18 protein-coding genes and 2 tRNA genes are annotated in these 21501 nt (G+C 73.4%); 5 read left to right on the forward strand and 15 right to left on the reverse strand.

Features of this window, described 5'->3' with window-relative positions; all coding sequences use genetic code 11:
* From DZF91_RS08030 to DZF91_RS08040, 3 genes are all read right to left on the reverse strand, one after another.
* On the reverse strand, nucleotides 1–347 hold a 347-nt coding region (locus DZF91_RS08030), incomplete at its 3' end, for a GNAT family N-acetyltransferase (RefSeq protein WP_117356851.1).
* A gap of 41 nt (nucleotides 348–388) precedes the next feature.
* Nucleotides 389–1852 carry a carboxylesterase/lipase family protein gene (locus tag DZF91_RS08035; protein WP_117356852.1) on the reverse strand — a complete coding sequence of 488 codons (1464 nt, stop codon included), beginning with the start codon at nucleotides 1850–1852 and terminating at the stop codon, nucleotides 389–391.
* Nucleotides 1853–1892: 40 nt separating this feature from the next.
* A complete protein-coding gene (locus DZF91_RS08040) occupies nucleotides 1893–2507 on the reverse strand; it encodes a TetR/AcrR family transcriptional regulator (protein WP_117356853.1) in 615 nt (204 codons plus the stop codon).
* Between the two features lie 87 nt (nucleotides 2508–2594).
* Between DZF91_RS08040 and DZF91_RS08045 the strand changes: the two genes are divergently transcribed.
* Nucleotides 2595–3446, forward strand: a complete 852-nt coding sequence (locus tag DZF91_RS08045) for an oxygenase MpaB family protein (protein WP_117356854.1) — start codon at nucleotides 2595–2597, stop codon at nucleotides 3444–3446.
* A 6-nt stretch (nucleotides 3447–3452) separates the two neighbouring features.
* Here the strand turns inward: DZF91_RS08045 and DZF91_RS08050 are convergent, their stop codons facing one another.
* Together DZF91_RS08050 and DZF91_RS08055 are read right to left on the reverse strand one after the other, a co-directional pair.
* Entirely contained in the window at nucleotides 3453–4331 is an 879-nt protein-coding gene (locus DZF91_RS08050; protein ID WP_117356855.1) for an SDR family oxidoreductase, read from the reverse strand.
* A 49-nt stretch (nucleotides 4332–4380) separates the two neighbouring features.
* Complete coding sequence (locus tag DZF91_RS08055; protein WP_117356856.1) at nucleotides 4381–5733, reverse strand: cytochrome P450; 1353 nt, start codon at nucleotides 5731–5733, stop codon at nucleotides 4381–4383.
* A 759-nt stretch (nucleotides 5734–6492) separates the two neighbouring features.
* On the opposite strand from DZF91_RS08055, the gene DZF91_RS41890 reads away from it, so the two are divergent.
* Nucleotides 6493–7062 carry a L,D-transpeptidase family protein gene (locus DZF91_RS41890; RefSeq protein WP_235834151.1) on the forward strand — a complete coding sequence of 190 codons (570 nt, stop codon included), beginning with the start codon at nucleotides 6493–6495 and terminating at the stop codon, nucleotides 7060–7062.
* A 36-nt stretch (nucleotides 7063–7098) separates the two neighbouring features.
* On the opposite strand, the gene DZF91_RS08065 is transcribed toward DZF91_RS41890, so the two are convergent.
* From DZF91_RS08065 to DZF91_RS08080, 4 genes are all read right to left on the reverse strand, one after another.
* The gene (locus tag DZF91_RS08065; protein WP_235834152.1) at nucleotides 7099–10095 is read right to left on the reverse strand and encodes an AMP-binding protein; all 2997 of its coding nucleotides are present in this window, start codon (nucleotides 10093–10095) and stop codon (nucleotides 7099–7101) included.
* A gap of 224 nt (nucleotides 10096–10319) precedes the next feature.
* Complete coding sequence (locus DZF91_RS08070) at nucleotides 10320–11987, reverse strand: AMP-binding protein (protein ID WP_117356858.1); 1668 nt, start codon at nucleotides 11985–11987, stop codon at nucleotides 10320–10322.
* Nucleotides 11988–12222: 235 nt separating this feature from the next.
* On the reverse strand, nucleotides 12223–12588 hold the full coding sequence (locus DZF91_RS08075; RefSeq protein ID WP_117356859.1) for a DUF3054 domain-containing protein: 366 nt from the start codon (nucleotides 12586–12588) through the stop codon (nucleotides 12223–12225).
* Nucleotides 12589–12764: 176 nt separating this feature from the next.
* Nucleotides 12765–12841 (reverse strand) — tRNA-Met (locus tag DZF91_RS08080).
* A 169-nt stretch (nucleotides 12842–13010) separates the two neighbouring features.
* Here DZF91_RS08080 and DZF91_RS08085 point away from each other — a divergent pair.
* Nucleotides 13011–14273 carry a cytochrome P450 gene (locus DZF91_RS08085; RefSeq protein WP_117356860.1) on the forward strand — a complete coding sequence of 421 codons (1263 nt, stop codon included), beginning with the start codon at nucleotides 13011–13013 and terminating at the stop codon, nucleotides 14271–14273.
* On the opposite strand, the gene pruA is transcribed toward DZF91_RS08085, so the two are convergent.
* Both pruA and DZF91_RS08095 read right to left on the reverse strand, forming a co-directional pair.
* A complete protein-coding gene (gene pruA, locus DZF91_RS08090) occupies nucleotides 14221–15852 on the reverse strand; it encodes an L-glutamate gamma-semialdehyde dehydrogenase (RefSeq protein ID WP_117356861.1) in 1632 nt (543 codons plus the stop codon). The two genes, DZF91_RS08085 and pruA, sit on opposite strands and share 53 nt — an antisense overlap.
* Nucleotides 15853–16017: 165 nt before the next feature.
* Nucleotides 16018–16944, reverse strand: coding sequence for a proline dehydrogenase family protein (locus DZF91_RS08095; protein ID WP_117356862.1), 927 nt, complete (start codon nucleotides 16942–16944; stop codon nucleotides 16018–16020).
* A gap of 205 nt (nucleotides 16945–17149) precedes the next feature.
* On the opposite strand from DZF91_RS08095, the gene DZF91_RS08100 reads away from it, so the two are divergent.
* Both DZF91_RS08100 and DZF91_RS08105 read left to right on the forward strand, forming a co-directional pair.
* Nucleotides 17150–18259, forward strand: coding sequence for a PucR family transcriptional regulator (locus DZF91_RS08100; protein WP_117356863.1), 1110 nt, complete (start codon nucleotides 17150–17152; stop codon nucleotides 18257–18259).
* A 209-nt stretch (nucleotides 18260–18468) separates the two neighbouring features.
* On the forward strand, nucleotides 18469–18915 hold the full coding sequence (locus DZF91_RS08105; RefSeq protein WP_117356864.1) for a peptidoglycan-binding domain-containing protein: 447 nt from the start codon (nucleotides 18469–18471) through the stop codon (nucleotides 18913–18915).
* Between the two features lie 90 nt (nucleotides 18916–19005).
* Here DZF91_RS08105 and DZF91_RS08110 read toward each other — a convergent pair.
* The 4 genes from DZF91_RS08110 to DZF91_RS08125 all read right to left on the reverse strand — a co-directional run bounded on the left by DZF91_RS08110 (nucleotide 19006) and on the right by DZF91_RS08125 (nucleotide 21400).
* Nucleotides 19006–19082: transfer RNA gene (locus DZF91_RS08110), tRNA-Met, on the reverse strand.
* Between the two features lie 193 nt (nucleotides 19083–19275).
* Complete coding sequence (locus DZF91_RS08115) at nucleotides 19276–20322, reverse strand: YlbL family protein (protein WP_117356865.1); 1047 nt, start codon at nucleotides 20320–20322, stop codon at nucleotides 19276–19278.
* Nucleotides 20323–20349: 27 nt separating this feature from the next.
* Nucleotides 20350–20802, reverse strand: coding sequence for a molybdenum cofactor biosynthesis protein MoaE (locus DZF91_RS08120; protein WP_117356866.1), 453 nt, complete (start codon nucleotides 20800–20802; stop codon nucleotides 20350–20352).
* A 49-nt stretch (nucleotides 20803–20851) separates the two neighbouring features.
* Nucleotides 20852–21400: a PPA1309 family protein gene (locus DZF91_RS08125; protein ID WP_117356867.1), complete on the reverse strand. Its 549-nt coding sequence runs from the start codon at nucleotides 21398–21400 to the stop codon at nucleotides 20852–20854.
* Between the last annotated feature and the right edge of the window lie 101 nt (nucleotides 21401–21501).

The raw sequence follows: 21501 nt of genomic DNA on the forward strand, positions 1-21501 counted from the left end.
CGTGCGCGGAGCCGGGCCTCGGCCGCCGCCGCGACGGCGCGGCCGAGGCCCCGGCCGCGCCGCTCACCGTCCACGATCAGGAAGCCGATCCAGGGCGCGTCGTCGCGGGGGTGGCGCAGCAGCAGCTCGACGTAGCCGACGAGCGCGCCGGCGCCGTCCCGGGCGGCGAGCACTTCGTGGCCGTCCCGGCCGAGTTCGGCGCGCACCAGCGCCTCGACCGCCTCCGGCGTCACCGCGTCGGGGTCGAGGTCGCCGCTGTACCGCCAGTAGGCCGGGTTGGACGCGAAGACCGCGTGCACCTCGGCGAGTTCGTCCCCGTCCAGCGTCACGGGCGTCAGGCTGATCACCCGGCGACCCTGCCATACCGGGACGGAACGGCGCGCCCCAATTATGCGTCCCAGAGCCGACGCAGAGCCTCGCCGGGCGCGCTGACCAGGGGATTCCTCGGATCGCCGAAGCGGCGGGTGCGCCGCGTCTCCGGCGTGTAGCGGGGCCAGCCGGGGGCGCCGTCCACGGCGAAGTCGACCCACGCCTTGTGCATGGTGTCGGCGAGGGGCTGCGGCGGGTTGGGGCCCGCGAGCCCCTCGGTGCCGGCGACGTGCAGGTTGTCGAAGACGAAGCCCAGCTCCAGGGCGTGGCACGCGCCCAGGTCGTGGACGGGACTGCGCCACGCGAACTCGTACATCCAGGTGCTCGCCCGGTGCCTCTCGGCGACGCGGGTCGCGGGGATGCGGAACAGGGACTCGGAGATGACGGCCGCCAGCAGCTCGCCGGGCGTCCCGTGCAGGTCGCGGTGGGCGTCGATGACCCGCGCCGGGACTCCCATCGCGGACGCCATGGGCGTCAGGACGTCCTCGGTGATGAGCCCGGCCAGGCCGTTCGGCATCAGGAAGAGGCGGAACTCCTCGGCGTTGTAGCCGATGAGCAGGTCGGTGTCCGCTCCCGCGCCGTCCGCGATGGCGTCCTCGGGCGTCCGGGACAGCAGCTCGCCGTCCAGGACGGGGACGTGCGACATCGCGGTCCGCGAGGTCGTGACGCCCCAGCGTCCGGGGTCGGGGAGCATCGAGACCTCGGCGGCGACGGCCGCCTGGACCGGGATGATCCGGGCCGGGTCGAGGTCGGCGAACGCGGCGGCCGTGGGCTCCACCCCGAGGCGCGCGGCGGTCTCCCTGGTGATGAGCGCGGCGTCCTCGGGGGTCTGCGCGACGTTGCCGCCGCCGCTCTGGGCAGCGGCGCGGCGGAACAGGCCGAGGTCGAGCGAGAGCAGGGTGGTGACGCTCATCGCGCCCGCGGACTCGCCGAAGACGGTGACGTCGTCCGGGTCGCCGCCGAACCCGGCGATGTTGTCGCGGACCCAGGAGAGCGCGCTGATCTGGTCGAGCAGGCCCCGGTTGGACGGCGCGTCCGGGAAGTGCGCGAAGCCCTCGACGCCCAGCCGGTAGTTGAGGGTCACGAAGACGACGCCGTCGCGGGCGAAGTTCGCGCCCGAGTAGATCGGCACCGCGCCGGAGCCGTTGCGGAACGCGCCGCCGTGGATCCAGACCATGACGGGCAGCCCGGTGGCTCCGGGGTCGGGCGTCCAGACGTTGAGGTTGAGGCAGTCCTCGCCCGGGACGTCCGGGTCGGGCAGCAGCCGGTCGTAGGGGCGGGGGTAGCGCGGCTTGGGCACGGTCGGCCCGTACTCGGCGGTGTCGCGGACGCCGTCCCAGGGACACGGCGGGCGCGGCTCGCGGAAGCGGTTCGCGCCGAACGGCGGCGCCGCGTACGGGATGCCGAGGTAGGCCGAGACGCCGTTCTCCAGAATCCTGCCTCGGACCTTGCCCTGTCGGGTCGCGACGATCGCCGATTCCATCCGCGCCTCCGGCGTCCAGAACGAGATTCGGAACTGCAGCCTAACCCGGCAGCAGCCGGCTGAGATGATCTCGGGCGAAGGCGCGGATGTCGGACTCGTCACTCAGCGGGATGCCGCCGTCCGGCATCAGCAGCACCGACACCGCCACCCGCAGCATCACCTCGGACGCGGTGTCGATCGCGGCGGGGTCGGCGGCGGGCAGCGCGCGGCGCAGCCGGGCCGCCAGGATGTCGCGGGCGGCCAGCAGCACCGCGCCGCCGTTCATGCCGAGCTGCCGGACGAACACCTCCGGCTCGCTCTGCAGCACGCGGGTGATCAGCCGGTGCGAGCGGGCGGCGGCGAGCCCGGCCACGAAGCCCTCGACGACGGCGTCCACGGCGTCCGCCCGGCCCTCGGTCGCGTCCGAGATCGCGGTCAGGAAGCGGCGGACCTCGCGCAGGTTGACGGCCTGGAGCAGCAGCTCCTTGTTGGTGAACCGGCGGTAGATGGTGGTGCGGGCGACCCCGGCGCGGCGCGCGACGTCCTCCACGCTGACCCGGCGCAGCCCGTAGGTCTCGAACTCGGCGAGCGCCGCGTCCAGGATGCGGCGGTCGAGGTCGTCGGGGTCCGGGGCGGCCTCCAGCAGCCCGGCCAGCGGGGACGCGTCCATGGTCATGCCCGCACCCTATGCTGGCCCCTCGGAAGGAACATAGTTACAATCATCATGCTTTTGTCCTCCAGCGGCCCTCCCCGGCGGTGACCCATGACGGCCACGACCGATCCCGTCCCGCTCGGACCCACCTCGCTGGCCTGGGCCTACTTCGCCGACACCCGGCTGCTGCTCGTCGGGCCGCGCGCCGCCGTCCTGCAGAACATGCTCCCGGCGCTCGGCCAGGGCGTCCTGGACCACTCGGTGTTCTTCGCCGAGACGTTCGCGCGGCTGAAGCGCTCGGCCGGTCCGATCCTGGACACGGTCTACGGCGGGACGGGCGCGCCGGCGTCCGGACGGCGGGTCCGCGACTTCCACCACGGCATCAAGGGCGCCCTGCCGGACGGCACCCGCTACCACGCGCTCGACCCGGAGACCTACTTCTGGGCGCACGCCACGTTCTTCGACCACCTGCTCTACGGCATCGAGACGTTCGTCCGGCCGCTCAGCACCGCCGACAAACGCCGCCTCTACGCCGAGTCGAGGACCTGGTACCGGATGTACGGGGTCAGCGACCGGGTGATGCCCGAGACGTGGGAGGAGTTCGAGGAGTACTGGTCGCGGATGCTCGCCGAGACCGTCGTCGCGCACCGGACCGCCCGCTACGGCGTCGGCTACGCCACCAAGGGCCTGCCCGCGCCGCCGCGCGTGCCGAAGGCGCTCTGGCGCGCGGTGTCGCCGCCGCTGAACGCCGTCGCGCGGTTCGTCACCGTCGGCGGCTGCCATCCCCGGATGCGCGAACTGCTCGACCTGCCGTGGAGCGAGGCCGACGAACGCCGCTACCGGCGGTTCGCCTCGGCCGTCCGGCGGCTCGGCGTCCTCTGGCCGCTCCTGCCGGAGGCCGTCCGCTACCTCCCGCAGGCCCGGCGCGCCTTCGCCCGCGACGGACGGCCGCGCGTCCGCTGACGCCGGTCAGGCGCCGTCCGAGGGGGCGTTCCAGCTCCTGACGTGGTCGTCGTGCCTGTGGTCGTCGTGCCTGTGGTCGTCGTCGCCGCGGATGCGGGAGTCGTAGGCACTGCGGGCCTCGTGGTCCCAGTGCAGGAACACCTCGTCCAGCCGGTACCGGCGCATGACGGCCTCCCGGACGCGGTCGGGGAACAGCTGCCCGAGGCGGGTCGGCAGCCCGACGCTCGCGGGCACGACGACCTGCGCGCGCGGACGGCCGATCAGCGCGACGACGGCGTCCGCGACCTCCTCCGGCTCGCAGTTGCGCTGCCCGCGCGGCGACGCCGTCCCGGCGATGAGCTCGGTGTTGGTGAAGGACGGCAGGACGGCGCTGACGTGGACGCCGCTGTCCAGCACCTCCAGCCGGGCCGCCTCCGTGAACGCGATGACCGCGGCCTTGCTCGCGTTGTAGAGCGCCAGGCCCGGCACCGGCAGCAGCCCCGCGACGGACGCGATGTTGACGACGTGCCCGCGGCGGCGCGGCAGCATCCGGTCGAGCGCGAGCTTGGTGCCGAGCATGACGCCGTGCACGTTGACGTCCATGCAGCGCCGCGCGTCCGCGTCCGACTCGCCCGTCACCGGACCGATCGGCATGATGCCCGCGTTGTTGACCAGCACGTCCACCGGTCCGTGCGCGACCTCGGCCTCCGCGAGGAACGTCTCGAACGACTCGCGCGACGTGACGTCCACCCGCAGCGCCGTGACGCCCAGCCGCTCCCCCGCCGCCCTGGCGGCGGCCTCGTCGATGTCGCCGATGACGACCGTCCCGCCCCTGGCCTTGCACGCGCGCGCGGTGGCGAGGCCGATGCCGCGCGCCGCGCCGGTGATGACGACGACCTTGCTCATGACGCACTCCCCGGGCTCACGGCACACGCTCCAGGCTCACGGCACAGGCTCACGGAAGACGCTCCAGGTGGACGGGGAGGCCGTCCTTCGGGGACGGCAGGGAGGTGGTGTCGAGCGGCCACGTGTAGCGGCCGGGCACGCTCCACCGGTACCGCAGCAGCCACTGGTGCATGATGCTCTTGACCTGCATCCCGGCGAAGTGCAGGCCGATGCACTTGTGCGCGCCGCCGCCGAACGGCGACCAGGCGTACTTGTGCGCCTTGTCCTCGCGCCGGTCCGGGCCGAACCGGTCCGGGTCGAAGCGGTCGGGGTCCGGCCAGACGTCCGGCATCCGGTGGTTGGTGAGCTGCGGGACGACGACCGTCGTCCCGGCCGGGATGTGGAAACCGAGCACCTCGGTGTCCTTGACGGCCTTGCGCGGCAGCGCGGGCACCGGCGACACCAGCCGCAGCGCCTCCTTCATCACCGCGTCGATGCCGGTCATCGCGTCGAGGTCGGCGGGTTCCAGGACGGGCTTGCCGAGCGCCTCCGACTCGTCCCGCAGCCGCTCCTGCCACTCGGGGTGCCTGGCCAGGTAGTAGGCCATCGTGGTGAGCGTGATCGTGGTGGTGTCGTGGGCGGCCATCAGCGCGAAGATCATGTGGTTCACGACGTCCTCGTCGGTGAACCGGTGGCCGTCGTCGGTCTCGGCGGCGCAGAGCGCGGCGAACAGGTCGCCGCCGCCGTCGCGGCGCTTGGCGGGCAGGTGCGTCCGGAAGAACTCCTCCAGCGTCTTCCGCGCCCGCAGCCCGCGGTGCCAGCGCAGGCCGGGCACCGGGAAGCGGACGTAGGCGGTCCCGGCGCGGACGGCGTCGACGAACGCGCCGTTGATCCGGTCGGCCTCGGCGCGGTCGAGGTCCACGCCCATGAACACGTCGGTGGCGAGGTCGAGGGTGAGCTGTTTGACGTGGTCGTAGACCTTGAAGCCGCGGCCGGGGACCCACGCGTCCAGCCCCTTGCCGATGCTCGGCGCCATCGTCTCCTGGTACGCGCGGAGCCGCTGCCGGGTGAACGCCTGCTGCATGATGCGCCGGTGGTGCAGGTGCTCCTCGAAGTCGAGCAGCATGATCCCGCGGGTGAAGAACGGGCCGATGAAGAAGCTCCACGCCGGGCCGTTCGCGAACGCCTTGTCCCGGTTGACCAGCACGGCCTCGGCGGCCTCCGGTCCCTGGACGGTGACCGTCCGCTGGCCGAGCAGCCAGCTCCAGCTGACCGGTCCGAACAGGTCGTACCGCTCCCGGGACACCTCGAACGGGCGCCGCATCACCCGCAGCGTGTTGCCGACCAGCGGGAGGCCCGGATCCCCGACGACGGGCTTGAGGCCGCTGCCCGGAGGCGGGGCGGCGAGGACGCGCGTGGCCATGCGGTACCTCCCGGCGGCGCACCGGCCGTCCCGCGGAGGGGCGGGGGACGGCACGCCCGATGCGCTACAAAAGGGCGTTATTTGTTCCTCTGTTGTAGCGTGCCGCTTCCCCGCGTGTCCAGGGTCGCGGGAGAGAGAGGAGCCGGTAAAGGTTGCGTCCGGCGGAGGTGTCGCTTGGCGCGGAGGGGATGCGTCCGGCCTAGCGTGCGAGCCATGCTCGCCGGTCTCGCGCTCGCCGCGACCTCCGCCTTCACCGTCCCGTCGCTCCCGGCTCCCGCGCCCGGCCCCGCCGCCCAGGGACGTTCCGGACCCGCCGTCCAGGCACGCTCCGGCCCCGGCCCGGGCGCCGCGCGTCCCGACGGGGGCGCGTCGCCCGCACCCGGCTCGTCACCCGCGCCTGGCACATCGCCCGCGGCTGGCACATCGCCTGCGGCTGGCTCCTCGCCTGGCTCCTCCCCTGCGCCTGGTTCGTCGCCCGCGTCTGGCTCGTCACTCGTCACCGGCTCGTCGGCCGGGCAGGGCTCCGTGGCCAAGCCGAACTCGTCGCCTGGGCCCGCCTCGTCGTCCTCGCCCTGGCCCGGCGCTTCCGCGACGCCCTGGCCCGGAGTGACCCCTTCGCCATGGCCGCCCGGAACGGATTCGCCGTGGCCGCCCGGGACGGATCCGTCCGCGCAGCCCGGCACGGACGAGTCGCCGCAGCCCGCCACCCCTCCGGTCCGTCCGCCCAGCGCCGTCCCGCACCACCCCAGGAAGCGGGCCGTGGACATCCGGGCCGTGCAGCGCCGCCTTCGCGCCCTGCACTACGCGCCCGGCCCCGCGAACGGCGTCTACAACGAGTTCACCAAGAACGCCGTCTGGGCGTTCCAGAAGGTGAACGGCATGGCTCCGAACGGACGCCTGAACCAGCGGTTCATGCGCGCGCTCGCCCATCCCAGGCGTCCCCGGCGGCTGAGCCACGACGGTTCGCGCAGCCATGTGGACATCGACATCCGCCACCAGGTCCTCACCTTCTACCGCGGTAGGAGGATCGTGCTGATCTCGCACATCTCCACGGGCTCCGGACGCCGCTACTGCGAGGCCGGGCACTGCGGGATCGCGCGCACCCCGGTCGGCGACTTCCGGGTGACGCGCCGTGTCTCCGGATGGCACCGGTCCCCGCTCGGCTACATGTATCGGCCGCTGTTCTTCCACCTGGGCTACGCCATGCACGGATCGCTCCAGGTGCCCAACCGGCGTGCCTCGCACGGCTGCGTCCGGCTGCCGATGAACGTGGGCGACACGCTGCCCGACATGGTGCGGAACGGCACGCCCGTCCACGTCCGCCGCTGACGTCCCCTTCAGGCCGCCAAGGCGCCGCCCCGCTCGTCAGCGCAGCAGTTCGCGGCGCGCGGCGGCGGTCAGCGGACGGTAGGCGCCCGACGGGTCGCGGTGGTAGGTCTCCCCCGCGCCCGGCTCCGGCACGCCCTCCGCGCGCAGCGCCCGGGGGTCGAGCCGGTGGCCGGGCGTGACGGGGATGGCGGCGACCACCCGGACGACCGCCGGACGCAGCTCCGGCTCGAGCCGCAGCAGCGTCTCGGCGAGGTCCACCGGCTTCGGCTCGGCGTCCGGGCAGAGCGTGACGGCGGCGGCGACGAGTTCGGAGCCGCCCGCCGGAATGCCGTAGACGACGGCAGCGTCCACCTGCGGCAGGTCGTCGAGGGCGTCGCGGGCCGGGCCGGGCGGGACGATCCCGGAGCGCGTGCGGATCAGCTCGGCGTCCCGTCCGACCAGCCAGAAGTCGCCGTCCTCGTCCCGGCGGAACAGGTCGCCGGTGACCATCCAGGCGTCCGCGGGCGCGAACACCCCGCGCAGCGGACGCCGTCCGAGCTGCACGGTCTCGGGGCGGACGGCCGCCAGCAGCATCCCGATCTCGCCGGGCGCGCTCTCCTCGGCGAACCCGTCCGGGCCCTCGACGAGCCGCCCGTCCTCCAGGTCGTAGCGGGCGAGCCGGACCTCGGTGCCGCCGGGCAGCGGCCGTCCCAGCGAGCCCGGCTTCTTGCCACTGAGGTTGACGAGCACGGCCTCGCCCTCGGTGGCGGCGTAGAACTCCAGCACGCGCGCGGGCGCGAACCGCTCCTCGACGCGCCGCCACAGCCCGCGCGGCATCCCCGAGCCGATGAAAAGCCGGACGGGGTGGTGCAGCTCGGCCGGGTCCGGCGGCGCGTTGACCAGGTCGCGCAGCAGCAGCCAGGTGTAGGACGCGACGGTGACGCCGTAGCGGCGCGCCTCGTCCCAGAACGTCCCGGGGTCGTAGGCGGACGCGAGCGCCAGCCGCGAGCCTCCCGCGACCGCGCCGCCGAGGCTCATCATCAGCGCGGACGGGTGCTGCAGCGGCGTGATCGAGAAGACCGTGTCGGCCGGGGACAGCGCCGCCGACGACGCCGTGCCGAACGCCGACAGCGCCCACCGCCGGTTGGTGATCCGGTTCGCCCGCAGGTGCTCGCCGTCCCCGGCGAACAGGACGAACGCGGTGTCGCTCGCGCGGCCCGGGTTCGGCCGGTACCAGGCGGGCAGCGGCACGGCGTCCGGGTCGATCTCCTCCATGTCGGGGATGCGCGGCCCGTCCCCGCGCGTCTGCACGCCGCCCAGCAGGTGGACGGGCAGGCCGAGCGCCGCGGCGGCCGGCGCGTTCTCGGGGTCGGTGATGACGCGCGTGGCCCCGGCGAGGGCGGCCTCGCGCGCCGGGTCGCCGTCCGGGCGCAGCAGCACCGCGACCGCGCCGAGCCTGCTCAGCGCGGCGACCAGCGCGAGCGCGGTGGGTCGCGTCTGCATGAGGACGCCGACCGGGTCGCCCTGCCGGACGCCGATGTGGATCAGGCCCCTGACCACGGCGTCGATGCGCTTCTTCGCGGCGTCCTGCCGGTAGGCGCGGCCCTGGTAGAGGAAGAAGACGTCGTGCGGCGCGCGGTCGTGCTGCTCGTCCAGCAGCAGGCCCAGCGACATGCGCGTGTCGTGCTGGATGCGCTCCAGCCGCGCGAGCCTGGGCAGGTTCTGCGTCGCCTCCTGCGCGAGCCGCCGCCCGCCCCGGACGGCGCGGGTGGTCGTCCGGACGGCGGACCGCAGCGTGTTCGCGCCGATCCCGACGGCCAGGTTGAGGCCGTATCCGGCGGCCCCGCCGGGCGGGGCGGGCGACTCGGCGCTCTCGTCGCCGTCCACCCTGGTCACGGCGGCCGGCAGGTCGGCCGCGCCGGTCCGCCACCGCGCCCACTCGGCGACGGCCGGCCAGGTCTGCGCCATGGCGAGGCTGCCGACGACGAGCCCGAAGTGCCCGGCGCGCAGCGAGATCTCGTACACCTCGGCGCGCGGCGCGGCGCGCCGGATGCCGCGGACCATCGGCGGCGGCGCGATCTCGTCCACCTCGCCGACGAAGGTCAGCACCGGGCAGGTGATGTCGGCGAGCGTGACCAGCCGGTCGTCGATGACGAAGCCGCCGGTCAGCATCCGGTTGTGCTGGATGAACTGGCGGATGAACTCGGTCAGCGCCGGACCCGGCCAGGCGACCCAGCCGGTGCGCTCCAGGAACTGCCGCTGCCGCTCGCGCGGCGCGAGCGCCTCCCGGTCGTGCAGCTGGAGCAGGAAGTCGACCCGGCTGCGCACCGACTTGACCGGGCTGAGCAGCTGGAACCCGGTGCGCGTCACCCAGCCGGGGATGTCGATGTTGCGCAGCAGCGCGTCCGGGACGCGGCCGGCGGCGTCGGTCGCCAGCCAGCTCGGCAGCCCGAACGGCAGCCCCACGGACGTGTCGGCCGGGCTGCCGAACGTCACCACCGACTCGATGCCCTCGCTGCGCCGGTAGGCCGCCGTCTGGTAGACGAACATGCCGCCCTGCGAGTAGCCGCCGAGGTGGACGTCGCGTCCGGTCGCGTCCCGCACGCGGTCGATCGCGTCGCTGACCGCCAGGACGTGGTCGGTGACCGTCCGCTCGAGGCCGCCCGGCTCGTGCTCGGGCGCGCCGAAGTCCACGACCCACGGGTCCATGCCGAGCCGGTGCAGCTCGGCGACCGCGCTCACCCGGGACGAGATGTCGTACACCTCGGCGGTGATCATCAGCGGCGGGACGAGCAGCATCACCGGCCGCTTGTCGTCGTCCCGGTCGGCTTCCCCGGAGGTGGGGAAATAGTGGCGGAGCCGGTAGGTGCGCCGCTGCGCGACGATCTCGCTGGGCGAGGCGTCCTCGTCGGTGGCCAGGCCCCCGAACCGGGCGACCTCCAGGGCGTTCTGCGCGGTCGCCCCCAGCCGCGCGCCGAGCCGGAGCAGGGTCCTCGCACCTGGAGGTCTCATGCCGGAGGCCACCGCGAGGGAGGACGCCGCACGGGAGGACATCGCACCAGGGGACATCGCACGGGGGGACATCGTCGACCTTCCGCCGGGTCACGCCATGTTCGCCACTATCGACATTCTTATCAACAAGTGCGCGTCCGAAAAGCTGATCTTGTCGTCGGCGGCGGCCGATACGGCACGGATCACACCCCGGACGGCCGCGCGCCCGCGCGGGTCGCCGGGTGACGGCGTCGCGCGCGGGCGGCGGGTGCGAGCGGATGCGGTGGTTACTCGGCCAGACGGGCGTTCGGCATGCGGCCGGCCTGGAACTGCTCCCACATGTAGCGGCGGCGCGGCTTGCCGCTGGACGTGCGCTGGATCAGCCCGGACCCGACGACGATCGTGACCTCGACGTCCTCGCCGACCCGGCGGCGCAGCATCTCGCGGACGTCGGCCGCCCACGCGTCGTCGGCCGTCTCGGCGAACAGCGCCAGCCCCTTGCGGCCCGCGCCGGGCACGGCCGTGACCGTGATGCGGCCCTTGCCGAGCCGGGTGACCTCGGCGATGCGGGCCTCCAGGTCCTCGACGTAGACCGACCGGCCGCGCACCTTGATGCTGTCGCCCATCCGGCCGAGGACGAACAGCCGTCCCTCGTGGAAGAACCCGGCGTCCCCGGTGAACACGGACCAGCCGGAGCCGTCCGGCCCCTCGCCGAACCGGGTGGACTTGCCCTCGGCGCCCGCGTAGTACCCCGGGCAGGCGGACGCGCCGCCGACGACGATCTCGCCGAGCAGCCCCTCGCCGAGCTCCCTGCCCTCGTCGTCCAGGATGTGGACCGGGACGTCCTTCTCGGGCGTGCCGCAGGAGACGACCCAGCCCGACTTCGCGCCCTTGGACGCCTCGCCCAGCTCGTGCTGCTCCAGGATGCGCACCGGCTGCCCGAACGCGAGCGACGCGGGGTCGGGGCGGACGGCCAGCGGCAGCCGCCACTGGTGGTCCATGGTGACCAGCAGCGTCGTCTCGGCCATGCCGTAGGCGGGCCGGAACGCCTCGCGGTGGAACCCGAACGGCTCCAGCAGCTCGGCGAAGACCTCCAGCGAGTGCGGGTCGATCGGCTCGGCGCCGATCAGCGCCATCCGCCAGCCGGACACGTCCAGCCCCTCGAGCTGCTCGGGCTTCACCCGGCGCGCGCAGTAGGCGTAGGCGAACGGCGGCGCGGCGGTGTGCGTGGCGGTCTCGAAGCAGCGGATCCAGCGTGCGGGGTCGCGGATGAAGTGGTCCGGCCGCATCAGCCTCAGGTCGGACTGGAGCGCGATCGGGGTCAGGAAGCAGCCGATCAGGCCCATGTCGTGGTACAGCGGCAGCCAGGTCGCGACCTGGTCGCCGTCCCGGAACCCGGCGGTGCGGGCGATCAGCTCGCAGTTGGCCTCCAGGTTGTCCCAGGTGACCATGACGCCGCGCGGCTCGCCGGACGACCCGGAGGTGAACTGCAGGATGGCCAGCTCCCCGGCGGGCTGCACGTCCGCCTCCCGCTCGGCCTGGCGCGGCGCCCACGGCCCGCCCTCCAGCCCGGCGTCGGCCATGGCGCGCGCGGCGAGCGGGGCGAGGTCCTCGGACGCGATGGTCAGCACGGGCCGGGCCTGCCGGAGGATGGCGGCGACGTGCGCCACGTAGTCGTCGCCGTCCTGGAACAGCGGCGGCGTGACCAGGCAGACCGTGGCCCCGGCCGCCCACACCCCGAAGTAGGTCTCCACGCAGGTGAAGTCGGTCGGCAGCACGACGCAGACGACGTCGCCCGGACGGACGCCCGCCTCGATCAGCGCGCCCGCGGTGCGCCGCGCGGCGGAGGCCAGCAGGCCGTAGTCGCGGCGGTCCCAGCCGCCGTCGTCGGTGGCGAGGCTGACGCCCCGGCCGGCGTTCGGCTTGTCCAGCCAGTCCCGCAGTGCGGATGCCATCGGTGTTCCCCTTATGCCCTTTTCTCCCGGTCACGCCCGTGACTCGTGGGTAACTTCACCAGCGTCCGGCCGCCCGCGTCAACAGGCCGCCCGGCGGTGGGACCAAGTGACGGGGGCCAAGTGACGGGGGCCAAGTGACGGGGGCCAAGTGACGGGGGCCAAGTGACGGGGGCCAAGTGGCGGGGGGACCCAGCGGTGACGGGACTCACGCTGGTGAGGTCACGCGCCGGCGGGATCAGGCGGTGCGGGCGCGGCGGCGGACGAGCGCGGCGACGGCCCGCCAGCCGAGCAGCACCAGCCCGAGGAAGAGCGTCGCCACGATCACGAACGCGACCGCGACGCCCTGCCCCGACACCGCGCGCAGCAGCATCCCGCCGGCGACCGCCGCGACCCAGACCGCGACGCCGGACGGCACGAGCCGGGCCGGGTCACGCCAGGCGCGCGCGACCAGCCAGCCGACGAGGGCGCCGGTGAGGAACGGCCAGGCCGTGTTCAGGAACCCGGTGACGCTGCCCGCCTCGTCGTGCGACGCGCGCCCGATCGCCACGAACACCAGCACGCCCACGGCATCCAGGACCGCCGCTCCCGCCACATTCCGCATATGCCCAGGTTAGTGCGCATACCCGGCAGCCCCGAACGCCCCCGGCCGGTCCAGTCCCGGAGAACGGCGGCGAGAAATAGTCACGGTTCGCGGAAATGCCAGACCGCGCCGACAGAACAGCTCCCTGAAAAACGCCGAAGGCCCGGAACCATTTCTGGTTCCGGGCCTTTCGGACCTGGTAGCGGGGGCAGGATTTGAACCTGCGACCTCTGGGTTATGAGCCCAGCGAGCTACCGAACTGCTCCACCCCGCGGCGATGTCTTAACTCTATGGGGTGCCGGGTGCTTAGGCAAACCAGAACACACGAGGCGTTGAACGGCGCCCGACATCGTGGGACAACGGTGGTCGGCGCCGCCGCCGCGCACTGCCCCCGTCAGCCCCTGCCAGCCCCCGCCAGGACCCGCCAGCCCCCGGAGGACGGCATGACCGAAGCGACCAGCGTCTACGCCCCGTTCGACCCGGCCTTCCAGGCCGACCCCTATCCCGCCTACCGGCACCTGCGCGACCACGACCCCGTCCACCGGCACACCGACCCGCCGTTCTGGGCCCTGTCCCGGTTCGAGGACGTCTGGACGGCCGTCCGCGACCACGGGACGTTCTCGTCGGCGAGCGGCCTCACGTTCTACGAGGACGAGATCGGCAGGCTCGGCCTCGCCCCGACGATCGTGATGCTCGACCCGCCCCGGCACACCGTCCTGCGGCGGCTGATCAGCCACGGGTTCACGCCGCGCCGCACCGCCGCCATGGAGGGCGCGCTGCGGGCGTTCGTCCGCGCGCGGTTGGACGGGATGCGGCGGCGGGAGGCGGACGGCGAGACCGTGGACCTGCACCGCGAGTTCTCCTCGCCGCTGCCGACGTTCGCCCTGGCCGAGCTGCTGGACGTCCCGGAGGCCGACCGCTCCCGGTTCGGCCCGTGGGTCTCGGCGCTGACCACCTTCCAGGACCAGGGCTTCGACACCGCGGCGATGGCGGAGGGCTCCGGCGCGCGGGCCGTGGCGGAGATGTTCGAGTACTTCGGCGGGGTCGTCGCCGAGCGGCGCGAGAGGCCCGGGGACGATCTGATCAGCGCGCTCACGGTCGCGGAGGCGGACGGGGAGCGGCTGACCGACTGGGACATCCTCGGCTTCTGCTTCGTCATCGTCGCGGGCGGCAACGACACGACCGGCAACCTGGTCACGCACGCCGTCTCGCTGCTGTCGGACCGTCCCGACCAGCGGGAACTGCTCGTCGCGGACCCGTCGCTGATCCCGAACGCGCTGCTGGAGTTCCTGCGCCTGGAGGGCTCGGTGCAGGCCCTCGCCCGGACGACGACGCGTCCGGTCACGGTGCGCGGCGTCGAGATCCCCGCCGGGGAGAAGGTGATGATGCTCTACGGCGCGGCCAACCGGGACGAGCGCGAGTTCGGGCCGTCCGCGGACGTCCTGGACGTCACCCGGAGCATCCCGCGCCATCTCGGGTTCGCGAGCGGCGTCCACTTCTGCATCGGGTCGCACCTGGCCCGGCTGCAGGCGCGGGTGGCGCTGGAGGAGCTGCTCGCGGCGCACCCGCACGTCGAACTGGACCAGCCCCGGGCGAAGAGGATCATGTCTCCCTTCACCCGGGGCTGGGTGTCAGCGCCCGTTCACCTGGGGGTCAGCCCATGTGCGGGTAGCGATGGTCCGTCGGCGGGACGAACGTCTCCTTGATGGACCGCGGGGACGTCCAGCGCAGCAGGTTCAGGATCGAACCGGCCTTGTCGTTGGTCCCCGAGGCGCGCCCGCCGCCGAACGGCTGCTGGCCGACGACCGCGCCGGTCGGCTTGTCGTTGATGTAGAAGTTGCCGGCGGCGAAGCGCAGCACCTCGGCGGTGTGCGCGGCGGCGGCGCGGTCCTGCGCGATCACGGCGCCGGTCAGCGCGTACGCCGACACCGACTCCATCTGGGCCAGCATCGCGTCGTACTCGTCGTCCTCGTAGACGTGGACGCCGAGGATCGGGCCGAAGTACTCGGTCCGGAAGATGTCGTTCTCCGGGTCCTCCGAGACCAGGACGGTCGGCCGGACGAAGAAGCCCTCCGAGTCGTCGTAGGTGCCGCCCGCGACGACCTCGACCTTGGGGTCGGCCTGCGCGCGGTCGATCGCGGCCTTGTTCTTGGCGAACGAGCGCTCGTCGATGACCGCGCCCATGAAGTGGGACAGGTCCGTGACGTCGCCCATGGTCAGCGACTCGACCTCGGCGGCCAGCTCCTCGCGGAAGCCGTTCTCCCAGATCGACCGCGGCACGTAGGCGCGGGACGCGGCGGAGCACTTCTGGCCCTGGTACTCGAACGCGCCGCGGACCAGCGCGGTCTTCAGCACGGCCGGGTCGGCGGACGGGTGCGCGACCACGAAGTCCTTGCCGCCGGTCTCGCCGACGAGGCGCGGGTAGGCGCGGTACTTGTCGATGTTGGCGCCGACGGTCTTCCACAGGTGCTGGAAGGTGGCGGTCGAGCCGGTGAAGTGGATGCCGGCGAGCTCGGGGTGCGCGAGCGCGACCTCCGACACCGCGATGCCGTCGCCGGTGACCAGGTTGATGACGCCCGCGGGCAGCCCGGCCTCCTCCAGCAGCTCCATGGTCTTCACGGCCGCGTAGGTCTGCGTCGGGGACGGCTTCCAGACCACGACGTTGCCCATCAGCGCGGGCGCGGTCGGCAGGTTCGCGGCGATCGCGGTGAAGTTGAACGGGGTGATCGCGTAGACGAAGCCCTCCAGCGGCCGGTGGTCGGACCGGTTCCACACGCCGGGCGAGGAGATGGGCTGCTCGGCGATGACCTGGCGGGCGAAGTGCACGTTGAAGCGCCAGAAGTCGACCAGCTCGCAGGGGCTGTCGATCTCGGCCTGCTGCGCGGTCTTGGACTGGCCGAGCATGGTCGCGGCGGCGATCGTCTCGCGCCACGGCCCGGACAGCAGGTCGGCGGCGCGCAGGAAGATCGCGGCGCGGTCGTCGAAGGACATCGAGCGCCAGGCGGGGGCGGCCTTCAGCGCGGCCTGGATCGCGTCGCGGGCGTCGTCCTGGGTGGCGGTGCCGAAGGTGCCGAGCACGCTCGCCCTGCGGTGCGGCTGGACGACCTGCACCTTCTCGCCCGCGCCGAGCCGCTTCTCGCCGCCGATGGTCATCGGCAGGTCGATCGGGGCCTGCGCCTGCAGCTCGGCCAGCTTCGCCTCCAGGCGGGCCCGCTCGGGGCTGCCGGGCGCGTAGCCGTGGACCGGCTCGTTCACCGGTGCGGGGACGTTGGTCACGGCGTCCATGGGACCTCCTGCGATGTCGATCGGGTCGGCTGTGTCGGTGGCGGGTCGTCGGGTCCGGTCCGGGGCCGGGCTGGTCTGCCGGTCCGGGCCGGTGGGAGGCGGGCGGGCGGGACGGTCCGAACGGCCGGGCTCCGTCGCCCGGCCGGTGGCGGCCCCGCGCGTCCGTCAGCGGGAGACGAAGGACCGGAGGAAGAAGGCCAGGTTGGCGGGGCGCTCGGCCAGCCGGCGCATGAAGTAGCCGTACCAGTCGGAGCCGTACGGGACGTAGACCCGCATGTCCTCGCCGGACTCGGCCAGCCGCCGCTGCTCGCCCGAGCGGATGCCGTACAGCATCTGGAACTCGTAGCTGCCGGGCTTCCGGCCGTTGCGGTTGGCCAGGTCGAGCGCGATCTCGATGATGCGCGGGTCGTGGCTGCCCACCATCGGGTGGCCCTCCCCCTCCATCAACATCCGCAGCGCCCGGACGTATGCCCGGTCCACGTCCTTCTTCGACTGGAAGGCGACCGACTCGGGCTCGGCGTAGGCGCCCTTGACCAGGCGGACGCGCGAGCCGGCGCCGGTCAGGTCGGCCAGGTCGCCCTCGGTGCGGTGCAGCATGGCCTGGATCGCGACGCCGGTCGCCGGGAAGTCGGCGCGCAGCTCGCGCAGGATGCCGAGGGTGGAGTCGACCGTGGTGTGGTCCTCCATGTCGAGCGTGATCGTCATGCCGAGGCCCTGCGCGGCGGAGGCGACCGCGCGGGCGTTGTCCAGCGCGATCCGCTCGCCGTCGCCGGGCAGCGCCTGGCCGAGCGCGGACAGCTTCAGCGACGCGTCCGCGCCGGCGGTCAGGCCCTCGGCGGACAGCGCCCGGAACAGCTCCAGGTAGGCGTCGCGGGTGGCGTCCGCCTGGGCGCGGTCGGTGGTGTCCTCGCCGAGGTGGTCGAGGGTGACCTTCAGGCCGTCCCCGGTCAGCTCCTGGATGGCGAGGATCGCCGCGCCGAGGTCCTCGCCCGCGACGAACCGGTCCACGACGCCCCGGGTGAGCGGCACGGAGGTGACGAGGTCGCGCATGCGCGCGCTGCGCGCGGCCGCGAGGAGAAGGGGAGCGAGCACGCTGGACCTCCGGTTTCCGGCGAGTGGCCTGAACGGGTCGTAGGGACGGCGAAAATCGACGATTTCGGTATGTACGTGACATGCAGCCCGTAACCACGACGACACGGGCCTTCTACTCCACGTTAGGCGGCCCTGACCTGCGCGGATATAGTCAACTGTCACGTGATGGCCAAGGCTTGTTCAGACAGATGTATGAGGTGGCGCGGTGACCGGGAGCGGGGACCTCCAGGAGCTGACCGAGCTTGTCGCCGACCTCCTCGGCGCGCCGGCCACGCTGGAGGACCGCGACTTCCACCTCGTCGCCTACGCCGCGCACGGCGGCGCCATCGACCCGGTCCGGATGGACTCCATCCTGCACCGGCGGGCCACCGCCGAGGTCCGCTCCCGGTTCGAGCGGTACGGGATCGCCCGCGCCTCCGGCCCGGTCCGGATCCCGGCCGACCCCGAGGCCGGAGTCCTCGGCCGGCTCTGCCTGCCCGTCCGGTGGCGGTCGGTGACCTACGGCTACCTGTGGCTGCTGGACGACGAGGGCCGCATCGGCGACGACCTGCTCGCCCGCGCCGCGCCGCTCGCCGAGCGCGCCGGGCTGCTGATGGCGCGGCAGTCCCGCGAGCGCGCCGACCTCGGCTGGCAGCTCGCCGACCTGCTGTCCGCGCACGCCGAGGTGCGCTCCGCCGCCGCCGCCGCGCTCGCCGAGGTCCTGGAACCGCCGCTCGTCGTGGCCGTCCTGCGCACCCCGGACGACGAGCCGCAGCCGCTGAACCCCTGGCTGCTGCCCCGGTCGGTGCTGACGACCACCTGGGAACGCGACCAGGTCCTGGCCATCCCGCAGGACGTCTCGACCACCGAGACGATCGTGGGGCGCGCCCGCCGGCTGCTGGAGGAGCGCGGGTCCGGCCCGGTCGCCGCCGGGCTGTCGGAGCCCTGCCCGGACCTCGCCGGCGTGCGCGAGGGCTGGCTCCAGGCGCGCGTCGCCGCACGCGTCGCGGACGGGACGACCCGCTCCTGGCCCGACCTGGGCGCGCTGCGCCTGCTCCGGCTCGGCGACGACGACTCGCTGGCGCAGGCCGTCCTGACGCCGGGGATCTCGCGCTTCCTGGAGCCGAGGCACGCCGACCTCGTCCGGACGGCCCTGATCTACCTGGACCACGCGGGCAGCGTCCACGCCACGGCGGCGGCGCTGAACATCCACCGGCAGACGCTCTACCACCGGCTGCGCCGCATCGAGGAGATCAGCGGGATCACGCTGTCGGACGGCCGCGACCGCCTCGTCCTGCACCTGGCCCTGACCCTCGCCCCCCACCTGGCCCGCTGACCTCCAGCGCCGGGCGGACCGGCCGACCGGTTCCGCCGACCGACTTCGCGGGGTGGAGCACCGCATTCGGCGGGATGGGAGCGCGGGCGGTCACACGCTGCTGTCCGGGCGGTCACAGGCGGTTGGGTGTCCGGGCGCTTGTGCGCCGCGTCCTGTCAGGAGTTATCTGACTGAAGAGTCAAATCCACCATGGGGAGGTGAGATCGGCGATGGCAGATTCATGGCCGGTGCTGCGCAGGGGAAGCAGCGGTCCGGACGTCAAGACGCTCCAGTACCTGCTGCGGGCGGCCCGGGAGGCATGGCGGCACCTCGCCGCGGACGGGGAGTTCGGCCCGAAGACCGAGGAGATCGTCCGGGCCTTCCAGGACTTCGCCGGAATCGACGTCGACGGCATCGTCGGCCCGGTGACCTGGGGCAAACTGACCGACGGCAGGACGATCGGCTCGACCGTCCGCAAGGGCGACCACGGCGACTTCGTCCGCGCCGCCCAGACCGAGCTCGTGAAGCAGGGCTACCTGGACAGGAACGGCGTGGACGGCGATTTCGGTCCGAAGACCGACACGGCCGTCCGGCGCTTCCAGGAGGCGGCCGAACTGCACGTGGACGGCATCGTCGGGCCGAAGACCTGGCGGCAACTGATCAGCCGCAGGACCTGATCCGCGTTCCGGGACCGGGCGAAAGCACCAACGGGGAACGGTGAAAAAGCCGGAGGCCCGGAGCCATTTCTGGCTCCGGGCCTCCGGACCTGGTAGCGGGGGCAGGATTTGAACCTGCGACCTCTGGGTTATGAGCCCAGCGAGCTACCGAACTGCTCCACCCCGCGGCGATGTCTCAACTCTAGGGCATGAACGGGAGTGCACCAAATCGGTTTCCCGCCGGCGCGTTTTCCGGGCCGCCGCGCGGCCGTCACCTGGAGCAGACGGAACCGTCGGTTGGAGCAGACGGAACCGTCGGTTGGAGCGGGCGCGGACGTCACCTGGAGCGGGCGCGGACGTCACCTGGAGCAGGCGGAGACGTCACTTGGAGCAGGCGGGGACGTCGCCCTTGCCTGACGTGAGGGCGTTCAGCGACTGGACCGCGCCGTGCAGCGTGTCCGCGCGGACGAGCCGCAGCCCGCTCGGCCGCGCGCTCAGCGCCTCGGCGCAGTTGTCCTTCGGGGTGAGGAACACCGTCGCCCCGGCCCGGCGCGCGGCGATCATCTTCTGCTGGATGCCGCCGATCGGCCCGACCTGGCCCTCGGGGCTGATCGTCCCGGTGCCCGCGACGAACTTGCCGCCGGTGAGCGATCCCGGGGTGAGCTTGTCCACGATGGACAGCGAGAACATCAGGCCGGCGCTCGGCCCGCCGATGTCCCCGACGCTGATGTTGATCTTGAACGGGAACCGGTACGCCTCGGCGAGGACGACGCCGACCACCGGCTTGCCGTCCTGCCCCTTGGCCGTGGTGAGCGTCACCCTGACCGGCTTGCCCGCGCGCAGCAGCCCGATTTCCGCCTTGCCGCCGACCCCGATCCGGCCCGTCTCGGCCTTGACCTTGTCGACCGTGCCGGTCTGCACCCCGTTCACCGAGGTGATCTCGTCGTTCGGCTGGATCTTCCCGCTCGCCGGCATGTTCGGCTGGACGGAGTTGACCACGACCCGCGTCGGGACCGCGATGCCGAGCTCGTGCAGCGCGGCGGCCTCGGCGTTCTCCTGCGAGTCCTGCATCTGCCGGGTGTTCTCGGCGTCCACCTGCTGCTGCGACTCGTGCTTGGGGAAGATCGTCTCCTCGGGGACGATCGCGGTGTCCGCCGACAGCCAGCCGCGCAGCGCGGTGAACAGGTCGATCCGCGCCTCCGGCCCGCCCCGGTAGGTGACCGTGGTGAAGTTCAGGTGGCCGTCGGCCGGGTAGGTCTGCCGGCCGTCGATCTGGACGAGCGGCACGCCCTTGCCGTTGTCCCCCAGCGTGTTGGCGGTCGGCCCCGGGTACAGGGCGACGTAGGGCACCGGCAACAGGGCGCCGACGACCGCCAGCACCAGGAGGAGACAGCTCGCGCAGGCGAGCGTGACGGCACGACGAGACATGCCGGAAAGCCTAGGCCACGCCCGGGCTCAGCAGGCGCCGACCCACTCGTCGCCGCCGTCGGCGAAGGTCTGGTGCTTCCAGACCGGCACCTCGGCCTTGAGGTCGTCGATCAGCCGCCGGCAGGCCGCGAACGCCTCGGCGCGGTGCGGGCAGGACGCGGCGACCACCACGGCCAGGTCGCCGATCTCCAGGTCGCCGACCCGGTGCACGGCGGCGAGCGCGCGGACCGGGAAGTCGGCGGCCACCTTCTCCATGACGCGGCGCAGCTCCTGCTCGACGCTCGGGTGCGCGCTGTAGGACAGGCGGCTCACGTCCCGCGCGTGGTCGTGGTCGCGGACCGTCCCGACGAACACGGCCGTGCCGCCCGCCGCCCGGTCCTGGACGGCCGCGAACGCCTCGTCCACCGACAGGGGCGCGTCACGCACCTCGCACAGCCGGACGACGTCGGGGCGGTCTGGGGAGCGGGTGGCCTCGTTCACGCGTCGCAGCCTACTCGACCGCCCCTCCCGCTCCCCTTCCGCTCCGGGGTCAGGCGTGCCCGCCGTCCTCCTCGGGGGCGTCCGGCTCGAGGGTCGCGGCGAGCGCGTCGGCGAGCGCGGGCACCAGGTCCGGACCGACCAGGACCTCGTCGTCCAGGTCGTGGCGGCGCAGCCGGAGCGCGGAGTGCCGCGCGCCGTCCCGCAGCACGCCGACGATCATGCGGACGTCCTCGCGGGCCGGATGGTCGGCGGCGAACGCGGCGGCCTCGTCCGGGTCGGCCGGGATCTCCTCCTCGGCCTCCGGCGGCAGCACGACACGCTCGATGACCAGCGCGCATCCGGCGACGGCGTCCGGCCAGGCGATCGTGGACAGGGCGTCCTCCACCGACGCCTGGTCGGGCAGCTCCGGCTGCTCCAGCGCGGCGAGGGTGTCGCCCTCCCCCGAGTCCTCGGCCAGCCCCAGCTCGGCGGCGAGCTCGGGGTCGGTGGTGCGGATCTCACTGCCGTACACCAGCGCGTACAGCTTCGGCGCCGCGTCCCACCCCTGCTGGGCGGCATGGCGTTCCAGGTCCAGGACGACTTCTTCGAGATGGCTCACGAGGCCATCTTCCCGCGTCCGCGCGCGTGCCCGGTCCGCCCCTCCCGGACCGGGCGCGGGAAGCCGCCGGGCGGACGGCCGGGGGCCGCGCGGGCCGGGGC

Origin of the sequence: Actinomadura logoneensis (assembly GCF_003428695.1) — a bacterium.
In the GTDB taxonomy this organism is placed as follows: domain Bacteria; phylum Actinomycetota; class Actinomycetes; order Streptosporangiales; family Streptosporangiaceae; genus Spirillospora; species Spirillospora logoneensis.

What these genes read in the sequence shown, in the direction of transcription:
- DZF91_RS08035 (WP_117356852.1), bottom strand. Translation starts at nt 1,852, where the DNA reads ATGGAATCGGCGATCGTCGCGACCCGACAGGGCAAGGTCCGAGGCAGG.
- DZF91_RS08040 (WP_117356853.1), bottom strand. Translation starts at nt 2,507, where the DNA reads ATGACCATGGACGCGTCCCCGCTGGCCGGGCTGCTGGAGGCCGCCCCG.
- DZF91_RS08045 (WP_117356854.1), top strand. Translation starts at nt 2,595, where the DNA reads ATGACGGCCACGACCGATCCCGTCCCGCTCGGACCCACCTCGCTGGCC.
- DZF91_RS08050 (WP_117356855.1), bottom strand. Translation starts at nt 4,331, where the DNA reads ATGAGCAAGGTCGTCGTCATCACCGGCGCGGCGCGCGGCATCGGCCTC.
- DZF91_RS08055 (WP_117356856.1), bottom strand. Translation starts at nt 5,733, where the DNA reads ATGGCCACGCGCGTCCTCGCCGCCCCGCCTCCGGGCAGCGGCCTCAAG.
- DZF91_RS08065 (WP_235834152.1), bottom strand. Translation starts at nt 10,095, where the DNA reads ATGTCCTCCCGTGCGGCGTCCTCCCTCGCGGTGGCCTCCGGCATGAGA.
- DZF91_RS08070 (WP_117356858.1), bottom strand. Translation starts at nt 11,987, where the DNA reads ATGGCATCCGCACTGCGGGACTGGCTGGACAAGCCGAACGCCGGCCGG.
- DZF91_RS08075 (WP_117356859.1), bottom strand. Translation starts at nt 12,588, where the DNA reads ATGCGGAATGTGGCGGGAGCGGCGGTCCTGGATGCCGTGGGCGTGCTG.
- DZF91_RS08085 (WP_117356860.1), top strand. Translation starts at nt 13,011, where the DNA reads ATGACCGAAGCGACCAGCGTCTACGCCCCGTTCGACCCGGCCTTCCAG.
- pruA (WP_117356861.1), bottom strand. Translation starts at nt 15,852, where the DNA reads ATGGACGCCGTGACCAACGTCCCCGCACCGGTGAACGAGCCGGTCCAC.
- DZF91_RS08105 (WP_117356864.1), top strand. Translation starts at nt 18,469, where the DNA reads ATGGCAGATTCATGGCCGGTGCTGCGCAGGGGAAGCAGCGGTCCGGAC.
- DZF91_RS08115 (WP_117356865.1), bottom strand. Translation starts at nt 20,322, where the DNA reads ATGTCTCGTCGTGCCGTCACGCTCGCCTGCGCGAGCTGTCTCCTCCTG.